This window comes from Streptomyces sp. NPDC018964 (assembly GCF_044390325.1).
In the GTDB taxonomy this organism is placed as follows: Bacteria; Actinomycetota; Actinomycetes; order Streptomycetales; family Streptomycetaceae; genus Streptomyces.
Map to the genome: position 1 here is coordinate 1 of NZ_JBIRYZ010000034.1, position 13409 is coordinate 13409.

Annotated in this window: 11 protein-coding genes and 2 pseudogenes; 6 read left to right on the forward strand and 7 right to left on the reverse strand. The window is 70.5% G+C overall.

The features are described from left to right. Positions 1-379 precede the first annotated feature (379 nt). Together ACH5AO_RS34575 and ACH5AO_RS34580 are read left to right on the forward strand one after the other, a co-directional pair. On the forward strand, positions 380-808 hold the full coding sequence (locus ACH5AO_RS34575) for a hypothetical protein (protein WP_398931716.1): 429 nt from the start codon (positions 380-382) through the stop codon (positions 806-808). Positions 809-964: 156 nt separating this feature from the next. Next, a complete protein-coding gene (locus tag ACH5AO_RS34580) occupies positions 965-2161 on the forward strand; it encodes a cytochrome P450 (RefSeq protein WP_398931718.1) in 1197 nt (398 codons plus the stop codon). Positions 2162-2260: 99 nt separating this feature from the next. Here the strand turns inward: ACH5AO_RS34580 and ACH5AO_RS34585 are convergent, their stop codons facing one another. Genes ACH5AO_RS34585 through ACH5AO_RS34595 form a run of 3 tightly spaced genes read right to left on the reverse strand, consistent with a single transcriptional unit; the run spans position 2261 to position 5290 of the window. Then, on the reverse strand, positions 2261-3136 hold the full coding sequence (locus ACH5AO_RS34585; protein WP_398931721.1) for a class I SAM-dependent methyltransferase: 876 nt from the start codon (positions 3134-3136) through the stop codon (positions 2261-2263). A 53-nt stretch (positions 3137-3189) separates the two neighbouring features. After that, positions 3190-4449, reverse strand: coding sequence for a hypothetical protein (locus ACH5AO_RS34590; RefSeq protein WP_398931723.1), 1260 nt, complete (start codon positions 4447-4449; stop codon positions 3190-3192). A 1-nt stretch (position 4450) separates the two neighbouring features. Then, positions 4451-5290 (reverse strand): alpha/beta fold hydrolase, encoded by an 840-nt coding sequence (locus ACH5AO_RS34595; RefSeq protein ID WP_398931725.1) that lies wholly within the window; start codon positions 5288-5290, stop codon positions 4451-4453. Positions 5291-5593: 303 nt separating this feature from the next. Between ACH5AO_RS34595 and ACH5AO_RS34600 the strand changes: the two genes are divergently transcribed. Together ACH5AO_RS34600 and ACH5AO_RS34605 are read left to right on the forward strand one after the other, a co-directional pair. Continuing rightward, positions 5594-6118: a hypothetical protein gene (locus tag ACH5AO_RS34600; RefSeq protein ID WP_398931727.1), complete on the forward strand. Its 525-nt coding sequence runs from the start codon at positions 5594-5596 to the stop codon at positions 6116-6118. 178 nt (positions 6119-6296) lie between these two features. Continuing rightward, positions 6297-8192: an AMP-binding protein gene (locus ACH5AO_RS34605; protein WP_398931729.1), complete on the forward strand. Its 1896-nt coding sequence runs from the start codon at positions 6297-6299 to the stop codon at positions 8190-8192. 244 nt (positions 8193-8436) lie between these two features. On the opposite strand, the gene ACH5AO_RS34610 is transcribed toward ACH5AO_RS34605, so the two are convergent. Both ACH5AO_RS34610 and ACH5AO_RS34615 read right to left on the reverse strand, forming a co-directional pair. After that, a complete protein-coding gene (locus ACH5AO_RS34610) occupies positions 8437-8628 on the reverse strand; it encodes a DDE-type integrase/transposase/recombinase (protein ID WP_398931731.1) in 192 nt (63 codons plus the stop codon). 342 nt (positions 8629-8970) lie between these two features. Next, positions 8971-9576, reverse strand: a complete 606-nt coding sequence (locus tag ACH5AO_RS34615; protein ID WP_398931821.1) for a lytic polysaccharide monooxygenase — start codon at positions 9574-9576, stop codon at positions 8971-8973. 900 nt (positions 9577-10476) lie between these two features. Here ACH5AO_RS34615 and ACH5AO_RS34620 point away from each other — a divergent pair. Beyond that, entirely contained in the window at positions 10477-11247 is a 771-nt protein-coding gene (locus ACH5AO_RS34620; RefSeq protein WP_398931733.1) for a calcium-binding protein, read from the forward strand. Between the two features lie 333 nt (positions 11248-11580). Here ACH5AO_RS34620 and ACH5AO_RS34625 read toward each other — a convergent pair. Then, a pseudogene (locus tag ACH5AO_RS34625) lies at positions 11581-11933 on the reverse strand (transposase); the annotation flags it as partial. Positions 11934-11956: 23 nt separating this feature from the next. Here ACH5AO_RS34625 and ACH5AO_RS34630 point away from each other — a divergent pair. Continuing rightward, positions 11957-12208 (forward strand): annotated as a pseudogene (locus ACH5AO_RS34630) (relaxase domain-containing protein); the annotation flags it as partial. A gap of 106 nt (positions 12209-12314) precedes the next feature. On the opposite strand, the gene ACH5AO_RS34635 reads toward ACH5AO_RS34630, so the two are convergent. Further along, positions 12315-13376: an ABC transporter permease gene (locus ACH5AO_RS34635; protein WP_398931734.1), complete on the reverse strand. Its 1062-nt coding sequence runs from the start codon at positions 13374-13376 to the stop codon at positions 12315-12317. Between the last annotated feature and the right edge of the window lie 33 nt (positions 13377-13409).

A 13409-nucleotide genomic window follows, 5' to 3' on the forward strand; every position in this document is an offset into this window, starting at 1 on the left:
GGCGGGGGGGTGGGGGGGGGGCGGGGGCCCGCGGGTCTCCGTTTGTTTGCGTTGGGGGGCCCCCGGGGGGGGGGGGGGGGCGCGGGGGGGGGTCCCCCCCCCCCCGCGCCTCGGGCGGGCGGCACGCGGATGGTGAGGCCGCCTTCCAAGCGGCCGGGGAAACGTTCCGCTTCAACCACTGCCATGCCCACCACCCGCAGGTGGGTCGACCGACATCGTCCGGCGTCATGGCCGGTGACGCCGGTCGGCGCCGTCGGCCGTGCTGTCCTGGCGAACCCGGTCCCGGAGCAACGGAGGCGGCGGGGGAAACCACGGATGCTGAAGATATACAGCACGTACCCCTCCAAGTTCCCCTACAATCCGACTTATAGGGGGAGCCATGATCTATCACATCCGTCCGGCCGCGGCCGGTGCCCTGACCGCGGCACTGCTCGCGGCCACACCCGCCGCGGCGTCCACGCCCGACACCCCGGGGCCGTACACCCGGACCGTGGAAAAGGGGCACGTACTCGCCTGCGCCGGAGCGGAGGGCGGACTGCGCGTGGACGTCGAACCGGAGGAAGAGGCGGCCGGACCCTCCCGGACGGTCGCCATCAACGGCTCCTACGCCCCCGCCGGCCCACGCGAGCGGGTTCACGAGGTGTACGACGAGCCGTTCGGCCAGGTCACGGCGAAGGGGTGGAGGACGCCTCTGTCGGCTGCCGTCACCGTGAGCGCTCTGGGACAGCGGGTCGACCTGGCGTGCGACCCCGCCTTCGCCTTCGACCTGAGGGTCCGCCGCCCCGCCGACAGCGCGAACCGCTCCTGAAGCGGAACCTCGCCGTTCCCGGCACCGGCCGCCACGGCCGGCTGCGGTCCCGAGCCGGACCCCACGGGCCACAACGCGTCAAGCCCCACAGGCCCGGGCGAACGTGATGTGCCCTCCCCGACCGGAATCCCGTCCTCGTACAGAGGTGACAACACCATGGACATCATCGACCTCGCCGCGCTCGGCGAGTCGTTCACCCGCGACCCGTACCCCGTGTACGCCGGATTACGGGCCCAGGGGCCCGTGCACCGCATCCGGATGCCGGAAGGAGGGGCCCGAGCCTGGCTCGTCGTCGGATACGAGGCCGGGCGTGCCGCCCTCATGGACCCCAGGCTCTCCAAGGACTGGAGCAAGGCCTCCCCCGACCTGCCGCTGGGTTTCATCTCCTCCGGCCCGCACATGCTGAGGGCCGACCCGCCGGACCACACACGGCTGCGCAAACTGGTCGCCCGGGAGTTCACCGCGCGCCGGGTCGCGGAACTCGCCCCGCGCATCCAGAAGACGACCGACGCGCTGCTGGACCGGATGCTCGCCGCTCCCGACGGGCGTGCCGACCTCGTCGAGGCGCTGTCCTTCCCGCTGCCGATCTCCGTGATCTGTGAACTGCTCGGCGTGCCGGACCTGGACCGGGAGTCCTTCAGGACCTGGTCGAACGATGCCATCAGCGCCCCCGACCCCGAAGTCCGCAAGGCCGCGGCGGCTTCGATGGCGCGATACATGGCGGAGCTGGTGGAGGGCAAACGGCAGCGGCCCGGCGACGACCTCATGAGCGCGCTGATCCACGGCTCGGACCAGGACGGCGACAAGCTGTCCCACGAAGAACTCCTGGGCATGGCCTGGCTGTTGCTCGTAGCCGGCCACGAGACCACCGTGAACCTCATCTCCAACGGCGCCCTTGCCCTGCTGACCCACCCGGAACAACTGGCCGCCCTGCGCGCGAACCCCTCCCTCATGGACAACGCGATCGAGGAGATGCTGCGCTACGAGGGCCCCCTGGAGACTCCTACGTTCCGCTTCACCACCGAGCCCGTGAGGATCGGTGACACGGTCATCCCCGGGGGAGGCGAACTCGTGCTCGTCGCCCTGGCCGACGCCAACCGCGATCCCGCGCGTTTCCCCGTACCCGACCGCTTCGACATCTCCCGCGACGCCCGCGGTCACGTGGCGTTCGGCCACGGAATCCACCACTGCCTGGGCGCGCCGCTGGCCCGCCTGGAGGCGAGCATCGCCTTCACGGCCCTGCTGGAACGCTGCCCCGACCTGACCCTGGACATCCATCCGGCGGCGATCACCTGGCGGCAGGGGATGATGATCCACGGCCCGCTCAGCCTGCCCGTGCGTTTCACCCGGTAGGCCGACCGGCGGCGGACCCGACTCCTCGACGGCCCGCCGCACCGCGCCCTGCCCGGAGAACCCCTGTTCCACCCGGTCGTGCGGAAGGGGGGCGAACGGTCAGCGATGCTCGCCGTCGCCCGCCTCCGCGGCCTGTGCCCGCGGCCGCCGGGCGTTCGGACCGTTGTCCTCCATGACCCGCACGGCTCGGGCCGCGCTCTCGCCGAGGCGGTAGAAGTGGAAGCGTGAGCCGGTGCGATGGGGCGGAAACGGCTTGGGGACGAGTGTGCGCAGGTGGACCGCGTTCCCGCACCAGGTGTCGAGGGAGCCGCGGACGACGCGGTCACTGGTCTCGACCACCACCAGGCACGGCACGTGGTCGCGGGACCGCTGGATGTGCCCGATGATCTCGGGGACCGGGGGAGAGGTACGTGTCAGGTCGAGACCTTCCGGGGTGAAGGCCCGGCCCCAGGAGGGCTCCACCACGTAGATGTCGCGCTCGCTGCGGGCGGGAAGCGCGCCGAGCAAGTCACGGTAGTCCGCATGACAAAGACGGACGGTGGAGCCGACACGGTCCAGATTGCGCCGGCCGGCCTCATAGACGACCGGGTCGAGTTCGGAGGCGTGTACGGGGCGGCCCAGGCAGCGGCCGAGGTGGTGACCGATGTTTCCGGAACCGCAGAACAGATCGACGACCATCGCCTCCCCGTCGGCCCCGGGGGCGGTGGCCTCTATGTCGGCGATGACACCGGCGATGGCTACGGGGTGAGGGTCCTTGGTGCACTCGACGGCGGTGCGGCCCAGGATGCGGATCCCCCGGGCGCCCATCTCGGGGGCGGGGATGCCGTAGAGGGACAGGGACTCGGGGCGGCCGCACATGAGGCGGCCTGCCTCGTACAACTGGTCCGCGGTCAGGAACCGGTTGCGCAGGGGGCCGAGCAGTCGGTTCCTGAGAGCGAAGTAGTCGGCGGGGCCGGGTTCTTCCGAGGCATGCAATCCGTCTCCAGATGCCGGGAAGGCCGACTGCCGGGCCGGGCGCCGTCGGCCGGTCACTCGCTGCCCCGAGGGGGGAGGATCCTGGCCAGCACCGCGTGGACCGGCTCGCCGCCGAGCAGGCGGCGCAGTTCCTCGACACCGTGCCGCCGCCGCGCCGGAGTGAACGAGACATGGTGCTCGATCCGCTCGTTGAGCGTTCTGCGAAACACGGTGTAGAGCTCCTCGTCCTCCCGCACGCGGCCGGCGATCTCCACGAGGGCCGCTGTCCCGGCGAAGTCGTCCTCGGGCAACCGGTGGTGCGGCAGGACGTCCGTGAACCGGCCGGCGTTCCGGCCGAAGAGCGTGCCGTCGAGACGGCGCAGGGTGTAGACGTGCGCGTAGTGCTGCTCGTGGATCCCCAGCGGCAACCGGCCGAGCACCATCGACTCGTGGAGTGCCGTGAGCCCTGGGGCGAGCAGGTAGCCCGGCGTGCTCGCCACCGCCCGCAGCAGGTCGCGCTGCGGCAGGAGACGGCAGTCGGCCCGCCGACCGGCGACCGAGACACTCCGCTCGCGGTGCCTGCCGAAAGGGCCGCCGCAGACCAGGACGCGTGAAAACCGGGGCCAGTCCCGCAGCAGGTCGGGGATCCAGCGGTGAAGCAGCCGCAGGTAGTCGTTGTTGACGTCGAAGTCCAGGAGGAAGTTCTTGAACCCGCCGACGTTGACCAGCAAGTCGTACTCCGGTTCGGCGTCGAGCGGGGTGTTCCTCAGCCCTTCGAGGTCGATGATCGGGCCGGTCAGGTGGATCGCGGATCCGGCGCCGAGAGCGGCGAACTCGGCCGCGCGCTCGGGGACGCCCGGGAAGTTCTGCACCACGCTGTGCGTGGCGAGCAGATGGGCCGCGACGACGCGCTCGTGCGGGGAGAGCGCGGCCAGGTGCCGGTCTGCCGCGACGTAGGAGGAGCGTGGCAGGGTCGCGCACAGGTCGCGGATCTGGGCCAACGGCCGTCCGAGCCGCCAGAATCCGAACAGGCTGTCCACCATGACCACCGGAAGCCGCGCGATGACGGACCGCAGGGCGAGGTCGGCGTCCATGACCGAGACCACCTGGTCGCAGGTCTCCAGCAGGTCGTCGAGCAACTCCGCCCCGCCCCTCCCGGGCGTCGCGTCGATCTCGCGGACGGCGTCGAAGGCGTCCGGGTTGCGGCGCGTGAACGTCGCCGCCACGCCGCTGCCGACGAACACCCGCTCGTGGCCGGAGAGCAGCCGGGAGACCGCGACGAGTTCGGAGGCCGGACCGAAACCACAGTTCTGCGCCCCCATTACGATGCGCATGTCAGCCTCCCGCACCGGCGTCGGACGGAGCCACCGCGCCGGACGGCGCCGCGAACAGCCCGACGAGTCGCCTGGCGAACTCGGCCGGGTACCTCGCGTAGCCGACGTGGCCGCCGGGGAACAGCATCCGTTCACGGCCGAGCCGCTCCGCGAGGACGACCGCGGGCCGGTGGACGGCGTGGGTGCGCGAGTCGCGACCGCCTGCGACGACGACACGGTCCGCCAACGTCGCCAGCTTGCCGAGGTCGGGTACGAAGCGCGTGACCGGCCTGACGGTGTGGGCCAGGAAGAACGCGGTGTTGTCGTGGGCCTCGGGCAGCGTCGGCGCGGGCCCGTCGCCGAACACGAGCTGGAGCCTGCGCAGGGCCGCCGCCACGCCCTCGCGGAGGAACGTCTCGTGGACGTCGTCGAAGAACGCCAGGTACTCCTCGGCATCCGGCAGCAGTCCCATCGCGGGCGGTTCGTGGGCGATCGTCGAACGGACCCGGTCCTGGTCGCGGACGGCGAGTTCGAGTGCGACGAGGCCGCCCGAGCAGCTTCCGAAGACGTACGCGGATTCACCGGGCCCGGTGAGGTGATCGAGCAGGCGGGACGCGTCATCGGCGTGCTCCTCGATCCGCTGGTCCGTCGGCGGGCCGTCGAGGAGGCTGCGCGAATTGCCGCGCGGGTCGTACGTGATGACGCGGTGCTCCGCGGCCAGGACGCCGGCCAGGCGTTTGAAGACGGCCGCGTCGGAGTTGCCGCCCGCGATGAGCAGCACCGGCGATCCCTCCCCGCGCACTTCGAAATGAAGCCTGGCGCCCGGTACCACCAGTGTGCCGCTCTCCTGTGGACGCATCATCCTCCAGATCCGAAGCCGACGCGGCGCTCCAGGAAGTCGCGAAGACCACCCGCGGGGAAGAAAAGCACGGACTCCGGCCTCCCGCTCGCCGCGCGCACGGTCCACTGACTCACACCCGCGTCCCGGGCGGCAAGGGGCGAACCGAACGCGCGGGGGCGTCACCCGGCGCGCGGTTCTCACGGGGCAGCGCGCAGGGCTTCGCGTACCCCCTCACTGCTCCTGCGCGCTCGTCTCACGAACGGGTGTGCCGGGCATCACCCCTATCACACCGTTCACCCCGAAGGAGGCCGTCCCATGTCCGCCATGAGATCACGGACACGCTCGGCAGTCCTGGCAACCGTCGTCACCGTTGTCTGCACCGGCGCACTGGCCGCCGGGCCCGCCCGCGCGGAACCACTCGCGCTGCTGCAGTGCCAGGGAACCGAGTCCGTCGCCTACAGTCCGGGGATCACCTTCCAACCGCGGGACGTCGACGTCACCACCGACGGACGTCTCGGATCGTGCGTCGACGGCGAGGTCAAGGTGGCGAGCGGGGCGTACGGGGAGCAGTTCACCCTCCACGCGGGCTGCAACGACCTCCTCGGCGGATTCCAAGGCCCCCGGACCTTCACGTGGAGCACCGGCGACAGCAGCGTCATCGAGGCCGAAGGCAGCAGCACCGCGGTCGCCGGACAGGTCGTCACCACGCTCACCGGGACCGTCGTCCAGGGCCGCTTCCAGGGCCGCTCGGCGACCCAGGTCATCGTCCTTCCGCAGCCGGGACTGCTGCAGTGTCTGTCCACCGGTGTCACGGGCGCGACCGGAACGACGACGCTCACCATCGTCTGAGACCGCCGCGGCCGGTCACCGGACGCGGGCCGAGGGGGAGGGGCGGACCGACTCCGCGGTTCCGGCCGCGGCGCGCCCGCCGCAGGGCTTCGGGACGCGAGCGGCCCGCCGCCGGTGACACCCTCCGTCCGAGCCGTCCCACCACCAGAAGGTTTTCTCGACCCCTGAGGAGAGCCGGTTGCCGGACATCGACGACGTGCGAAGAGTCCTCTCCGAGCTGGGCATCGAACGGGAACTCCTGCGCGAGGACGCGCTCTTGCGCGCCGATCTCGGGCTCGACTCGGTCGACATCACGCAACTGGAGATCGAGTTCTCCGAACGACTCGGCACCCGCGTCGACCTCTGGAGCGAGCACGACCGTACGCTGCGGCAGCTCGCCGACGCCTTGGGCGGGAACGGGCCGGACCCCCGGGTGCCGGCGGACTACCGGAGCCACGGCTGGTGGTCCCCGGAGCTGCTGGACGAACTGGTGCTGGACACCCACGGGCATCGGGGCCGCCGTGAGGCACTCGTCGGCGACGGCCGGGTTCTCACCGGGTCCGAACTGGACGCCGCGGTGTCAGGCTGCGCCGCCCGCTTGGCGCGCTGCGGAACGCACCCCGGCGAGAACGTACTCGTACAACTCCCCAACCAGCCCCAACTCGTCATCCTCGTGCTCGCCCTGATACGACTCGGCGCCCGCCCGGTCCTCGCGCCGCCAACGCTGCGCGAACACGAACTCGCTCCCGTGCTGTCCTCGCTCCGGCCGGCAGCGATGGCCGTGCCCGTTCGGCAAGCCCGTTTCGACCACCTCCGATTCGCCGAAGAACTCCGCGAACGCCATCCGTTCGTGCGGAGCCTGCTGGTCTCCGGCGGCGTCGACCCGGCGTGCGGCCATCTGGACCTCGACGAGTTCGCCACGGCCGAGGAGGCGGCTCCCGCGACGGGCGGGCACCGGCGCCCCTCGGACATCGCCCTGTTCCTGCTGTCGAGCGGCACCACTGGCGCGCCCAAGCCCATCCCTCGTACGCACGAGGCGTTCGGCCATGTCATCCGTGCCTCGGCGACTGCGTCGGCGCTGACACCGGACTCGGTCTACCTCGCGGTCCTGCCCGTGACGCACAGCTTCGCCTTCGGCCACCCCGGAATCCTCGGCGCACTTGCCCACGGAGGGAAGGCCGTGCTCGGCGCACCCGGCGATCCCGCCGGCGCGATGGCGCTGATCGAGCGGGAACGCGTCACGCACTGCGCGCTGACCCCTGCGGTCGCCCGCCAGTGGCTCACCGTACATGCCGCCTCTCACGGGCCCGACCTGTCGAGCCTGGAGGTACTGCAGATCGGCGGAGCCCGCCTGGACGAGCAGACGGCCAGGCAGCTCGGCGACGCCTTCGGCTGCCGGATCCAGCAGGTGTACGGAATGAGCGAGGGACTGCTGAACTTCTCCCGGCTCGACGACCCCCCGGAGGTGGTGTTCTCCACCCAAGGGCGACCCGTCTCACCGGGTGACGAGACTCTCGTGGTGGACGGCCGGGGCCGCCCCGTCTCCGACGGGGAGACGGGCGAGCTGCTGGCCCGGGGGCCTGGCGTCATCACGGCCTACCACGGCGACACGGACACCGCTTCGTTCACCTCCGACGGCCTCTACCGCACCGGTGACCTGGTCCACCGTCATCCCTCGGGCAACTTCGTGGTCGTCGGACGCGTCAAGGACGTGATCAACCGTGGCGGCGAGAAGATCCCGGCGGGCGAACTGGAAGCTCTGGTCCAGAGGCATCCCGGCGTGCGCGCCGCCGCCGCCGTCCCGATGCCCCACCGCGTCCTGGGCGAAACGGTGTGCCTGTACGTCGTCGACGGAGAGGAGGGCTCTGCGACGCTGCGGGAGATCCGCCGCTTCCTCGAGGACTGCGGGCTGGCTCCGTTCAAACTGCCCGAGCGCGTCGTCAGGGTGCCGGCACTGCCTCTGACCGGAACGGGCAAGATCGACAAGACGCGGTTGCGCGAGGACATCGCGCACCGGGTGGAAGCCGAGCACGACGGCGGGCGCCCCCGCGGTGGAGGTCCGGGAGCCGGACGGAGCAGCGGCCGGGCATGGTGACGGCGGTGTCCTACGGAGGACGAGAGGCGGGCCACGTCCCCGTCGCGGACGTGGAAGCCGTCCGCCCGCGGCGGGGCCGGCGCGCCTCGTACCGGCGCGGCGTGTCCTCCTCGAGGATCAGCTGTCCGGGCCCGGGCCCGGCCGTACCGCGGTGTCGATCCCGGCACGCGCCGCCTCCGACCGGGCCGCGAATGCGATGCTGACGGTGTGTCAGGGTGCGGTGGGGCCGGGCGGTGGTTTCAGGTCAGGCCGCGGCGGCGTCCCGCCGGGACCGCGCCAAGATGTCGAGCACCATCTCGTCTTGGTCGACAGCCCGCCACAGGTGCTCCGACTCGCCGTCGGTCTTGATGAAGACCTCGTCCAGGTGCCGCTTGTCCCCGGTCGGTGCCGTCGGCGGCGCGGGCCGTTGGCGTAGCCCTGCCCGAACATCGCGCACCGCCGCCGGACGGTCCCGTGGGAGACGAGCGCACCGCGCTCGAGCATCGGCTCCTCGGCCTCCTGGAACGACAGGGGGAAGCGGAAGTGCGGCCAGAGCGCGTGCGCGATCGCCTCCGCCGGGTACCGATGCCCCTTGTGCGACAGCGGCGCGGACGACACGAGCGAATCCCTCCCCGTCACGATCAACTCCAGGACCGTCCCAGGCCGGTCGGCCAACGTGACAACGCCCCGTCGGGGCAGGGTGACCACATGGGTCCCCTGCCCCGACGGAGTTCGGTCGGCCGGGCGGCGGGTCACCGGCGCCCGGCCGGGACCGGTGCCGTGTGCGGCGCTCTCCGGCTCAGCCGAAGTTCACGTCGCTGCACCACATGTAGGCCTGGTCGAGGTGCGAGGCCTGCCAGATCACGAACAGGATGTGGTGTCCGGTGTAGCCGGAGGTGTTGACGTTGAACCTGATGTCCTGTGCCGGGGCGTAGCGACCGGTCTGCGTGATGAAGTCGAGGTTGCCCCAGCCCAGGGTCTGGGTCTTGGGGTTGAAGCCCTGCTTGCTCACGTAGACCTTGAAGTAGTCGGCACCGTGGGACGCCTGGTCGTACAGCTGGACCGTGAAGTTGTTGCTGATGTTGGTCGTCTTCCACTGCCCGGGCTTGTTCAGGCTGGCGTTCCTCGAGAGGTTGTTGCTGCAGAGCGTCCCGTCAGGGGTCCGAGCCTGGAACTGGCCACCGAGGCCGTCGCGGAGCGCGCTCATCCAGTTCCACATGGTGTCGGGGTTGGCCTGGAAGGCCTGATAACACATGGGGTCTTCGGTCTGCATGGCCGGGCTCGTGTGGTTGCTGCCCCACGTCTTCCAGCACTGGTACGCGCGGGAGGCGGGGTTGACGATGGTGCCGTGAGCCTGGGCGGGGGTCGACCAGGCCAGTGCGCCGACAACCACGGCGAACACCATGACGAGCGCCTGGAGAGGCCGACGGAGGAACGACCGCGAACGCCCTGTTAATGAACTCTGGTTACGCATGTGGGGGGAACTCCTTCCAGTTGCAAGGCTGTCATGGGAGCGCTCCCAACGGTACGTATCCCGAATGAAATGTCAATGAAGCAAACGAAGTTGATTACAGGGATGGAGGGCGAGCAGGGAAGCTGCCGTGAGCCGGGAGTCGGAACCGCTCCCGGGACCGGAAAGCGAGGACGTGGCCTGGAGTGCGGCTCAGCCGTCGCCGGTTCCCCGCTGATGGTTCCCCGTCGGGCACTCCGCCCTCACTCACGGAGCGGCCACCAGCTCGACGATCCGTCGGCAGTCCGCCGCGAGCACCTCTACGGTCGCCGTCTCGTGCCGGTGCGACACGACAGTCCCCGTGTCAAGGGCCTCTCCGACCACCGCCGATACCGCCCCGCGCACCCGCGGCGGGCACTCCCGCCACGTCCGGAGCGGTCAGGGTTCCGGCGAACTCCTCCCGGTCGATCACCCGACGCTCCGACACCGCTTCCGCCTCGGCGAATCCGACCACGATCCGTACCGCCCGAGGGTGAAGCTCCTCCGCCCGCACCCGGACATCGGCCTTCCGCTGCTCCGGCAAACCCAACCCTCGACTGCATCGGCCAACTCGCTTTCTCCGATCCGGAATTGAGCTGGCGAACCCTGCCATGGCGACACCGGGAACATGCCTGACCAAAGAAGCCCAACCATCACATTCGGAGGGAAAACGGCATACCGTGACGCCGCGTCGACTCGCGGTCTTGCAGATCCGGACCAGCAGGGGAGACTGCCTTTACGACCGGGTCCGCCCGGTCCCCGGCAGCACCACGCCAAGCAGGTCGGTCCACCGTCATCCCACCGAGATGAGATCTCATGAGCCGAAACCGAGCCACCGTCAGCGCGGTCGCCGTGACCCTGTTCACCGCCGGCCTCGCCGTCGGCCCGGCAGCCGCCGCCACCGCCGCCGAAGCGAAGGCCCGCGTCGGAGCCGACTGGGCGACTCAGTCGATCGTCTTCACCGCCGCCGCAGGACAGACCAACGACCTCAACATATTCTCCATGTACACCAGCGACGGGATCCGGCGGATCGGCGTCAGCGACGTGGTCCCGCTCGAGCCGGGCGACCACTGCGCGTACTCCAGACCCGAGGACACCACCTCCGTCGTCTGCGAGTTGCCCGCCGACAGCCCCCGGCCCGACAGGATCGACGTCTTCCTCGGCGATGGCGACGACACGATCGCCGCCTTCGCCCCCGGGATCGGCACCGTCAGCGGCGGCCCCGGCGACGACGAACTGCACGCCCACACCGCACGCAAGGTGCTGGGCGACGCGGGGAACGACATGGTCATGGGGCCCGCAGCCCTGCACGGCGGCGACGGCATGGACCACCTGATGGGTGACGGCAGCAACCAGCAGATGTGGGGCGGCCGGGGCGACGACATGATCGAGGGCTACGGCGGTGACGACACCGTGCACGCCGGCCCCGGCGACGACCACGCCATGGGCGGGGACGGCCGCGACATCGTCCTCGGCGGCCCCGGCAACGACACACTGGACGGCGAAGGCGGCGACGACCTCGTCTGCGGTGGCACCGGAAAGGACGCCCTCGAAGGCGGACCCGGCCGCGACATCGTCCTCCCGTAAGTGCGCCTCCATGCCCGAAGGACCTGGCCCGCGGCGCGAACAGCGTCGCGGGCGCCGAGCCACCGCCGTCGGCGACCCGCCACCCGAGCCGCGTCAACCGCGAACGCCGCAGACGTCAGGGCCCCGCGCGACACGAGGTGACCCGGCTGCGACACAGGTCATGCCAGGGCGCTGTCACGTTGTCGGGTGTGTGTCGGTCCGATGGTGCGGCACGGCATGTGGGCCCGCGATGTGAGGCTGTGGTCAGGTTGTGCCGGGCTGGCCGGCGACGCCGGTGATCTGGTCCCGGACCGTGAAGAGGTCGGTCATCTCGGCTCGGTAGCGGTGCACGCTCATCAGGCGGCGGAAGAAGCGCCGGGCTGCGGTCTCGTCCCGCCGGTTGTGGATGAAAATGTCGAGTACGTTCCCGTCCTGGGCGGCGGCTCGCCACAGGTGCTTCAGCTCCCCGTTGATCCTGGCGAACACCTCATCCAGATGCCATTTGCCTCCGGGCCGGGGCCTGCGGCGGCATAGGCCGGTCCGAACTCCGGACACCATCGGCGGACCGTCTCGTAGGAGACGATCACGCCGCGCTGGAGCATCAACTCCTCCACCTCACGGAAGCTGAGCGGGAAGCGGAAGTACAGCCGCACGCAGTGGGAGATCACCTCGACCGGATACCGGTGCCCCCCTGTACGACGGCGCACTGCCCACCGAGCTACTCCTGTGGGTGCTGGGGGATGAGGAGACGCGACAGGTGATCGAGGCCGCGCACGAGCGGGCGATCGAACGGGTACTGGAGTGGATCGAGGACGGGGTGGCGGTGATCCGGTACGGCGAGGACGGCATCTACCGGGTTCGGCCGCCCGGAGGTCCGGTCGCCGCACGTTTCCGCCACTACGAGGCGCGCTTCGGCCTGCCGCTGCTCCATGACCATCTGCTGCTGTCCGTGAAGGGACAGCGCCTGTACGGGAAGTGGGGCTCGATCCACCCCGGCCCTGCACGAGAACGCCGTGGACGCCTCCGCGCTCCACAATCTCCGGACTGCCTGCCACGCGGCGCAGCCGACGGCAAGGTGACCGGGGCCGTTACGACTCGGCGTGCGCCGGATGGCGCTCACGACCGCCGGGATGCCGGTGCCGCCAGATCCAGAAGACCGCACACGACAACAGGGCCCATCCGCCCAGCACCAGGAACGGGAACGCGTGCTGGTGCCCCTGGAAGTACACCGCCGTGTGCTGCGAGTTGACCGAGGCACCGGGCGGCAGCCACTTGCCGAGCTCGCCCAGCGGGGAGGGCAGCAGCGGCCAGGACACCGCGCCGCCGGACGAGGGGTTGCCCAGCAGGATCATCAGCCCCCATGTCGGCAGCATCGCCCAGCGTCCGAACAAGGTGTTGAACATGGTGAAAACCATGCCGCTGGCGAACAGGGTGAGCGCCAGGATCAGCCACGACTCCACGAACGGCAGGTCGAGCGCGCCGAGCAGCCAGTCCACGGTCGCGGCGATGGCGAATCCGCCGAGCAGCGCGTAGGCGAGGGTGAACAGGATGCGTTCGAAGGGCGTCAGGGACCGTGCGTGCACGCTGAGCTGGATCGCCCCGACGAAGCCGATGATGACGGCGGCCAGCGAGATGTAGAAGATCGCCAGTCCGCGTGGGTCCCCCTCCTGCAGCGGATTGAGGTCCTGGACGGTGACCTCGACGCCGGTTTCCTCCCCCACGGCCGGCGCCGTGTCGGCCAGCACCTCCGCGACCGAGGCTCCGGAGGCACCCGACAGGTCAAGGACCGCGGTTCTCCCGTCGTCGCGGATGTCGAAGATCGCAAAGACCTCCTGGTCGTCCATGGCCTGACGGGCCTTGGCGGCGCTGCCGTACACGTGTACCTTCACGGACGCGTTCAGTGCCTTCTCCAGGCCGTCCAGAAAGGCCTGCCCGCGAGCCTGTTCGTATGATCCGACCACGGCCGTGGGGATCGAGTGCGGCGTCGGATTGGCCATGGAATAGGTGTACGAACCGGCGAAGAGACCGGCCGCAGCCGCCAGGATGAGCACCAGCACGATGGCCGGCCACAACGGTGACTGCCGGAACTCGGACCACCGCTGTCCGCGCGTCGGAGGCTGGGCGTGGGCACCATGGGACATGTCGGCCATGGTCAGGACGTTTCCATAAGCAAGGTGAAAGGG

Coding starts and splice junctions, on each gene's coding strand:
- ACH5AO_RS34575 (WP_398931716.1), top strand. CDS start 380: ATGATCTATCACATCCGTCCGGCCGCGGCCGGTGCCCTGACCGCGGCA.
- ACH5AO_RS34580 (WP_398931718.1), top strand. CDS start 965: ATGGACATCATCGACCTCGCCGCGCTCGGCGAGTCGTTCACCCGCGAC.
- ACH5AO_RS34590 (WP_398931723.1), bottom strand. CDS start 4,449: ATGCGCATCGTAATGGGGGCGCAGAACTGTGGTTTCGGTCCGGCCTCC.
- ACH5AO_RS34595 (WP_398931725.1), bottom strand. CDS start 5,290: ATGATGCGTCCACAGGAGAGCGGCACACTGGTGGTACCGGGCGCCAGG.
- ACH5AO_RS34600 (WP_398931727.1), top strand. CDS start 5,594: ATGAGATCACGGACACGCTCGGCAGTCCTGGCAACCGTCGTCACCGTT.
- ACH5AO_RS34615 (WP_398931821.1), bottom strand. CDS start 9,576: ATGGTGTTCGCCGTGGTTGTCGGCGCACTGGCCTGGTCGACCCCCGCC.
- ACH5AO_RS34620 (WP_398931733.1), top strand. CDS start 10,477: ATGAGCCGAAACCGAGCCACCGTCAGCGCGGTCGCCGTGACCCTGTTC.
- ACH5AO_RS34635 (WP_398931734.1), bottom strand. CDS start 13,376: ATGGCCGACATGTCCCATGGTGCCCACGCCCAGCCTCCGACGCGCGGA.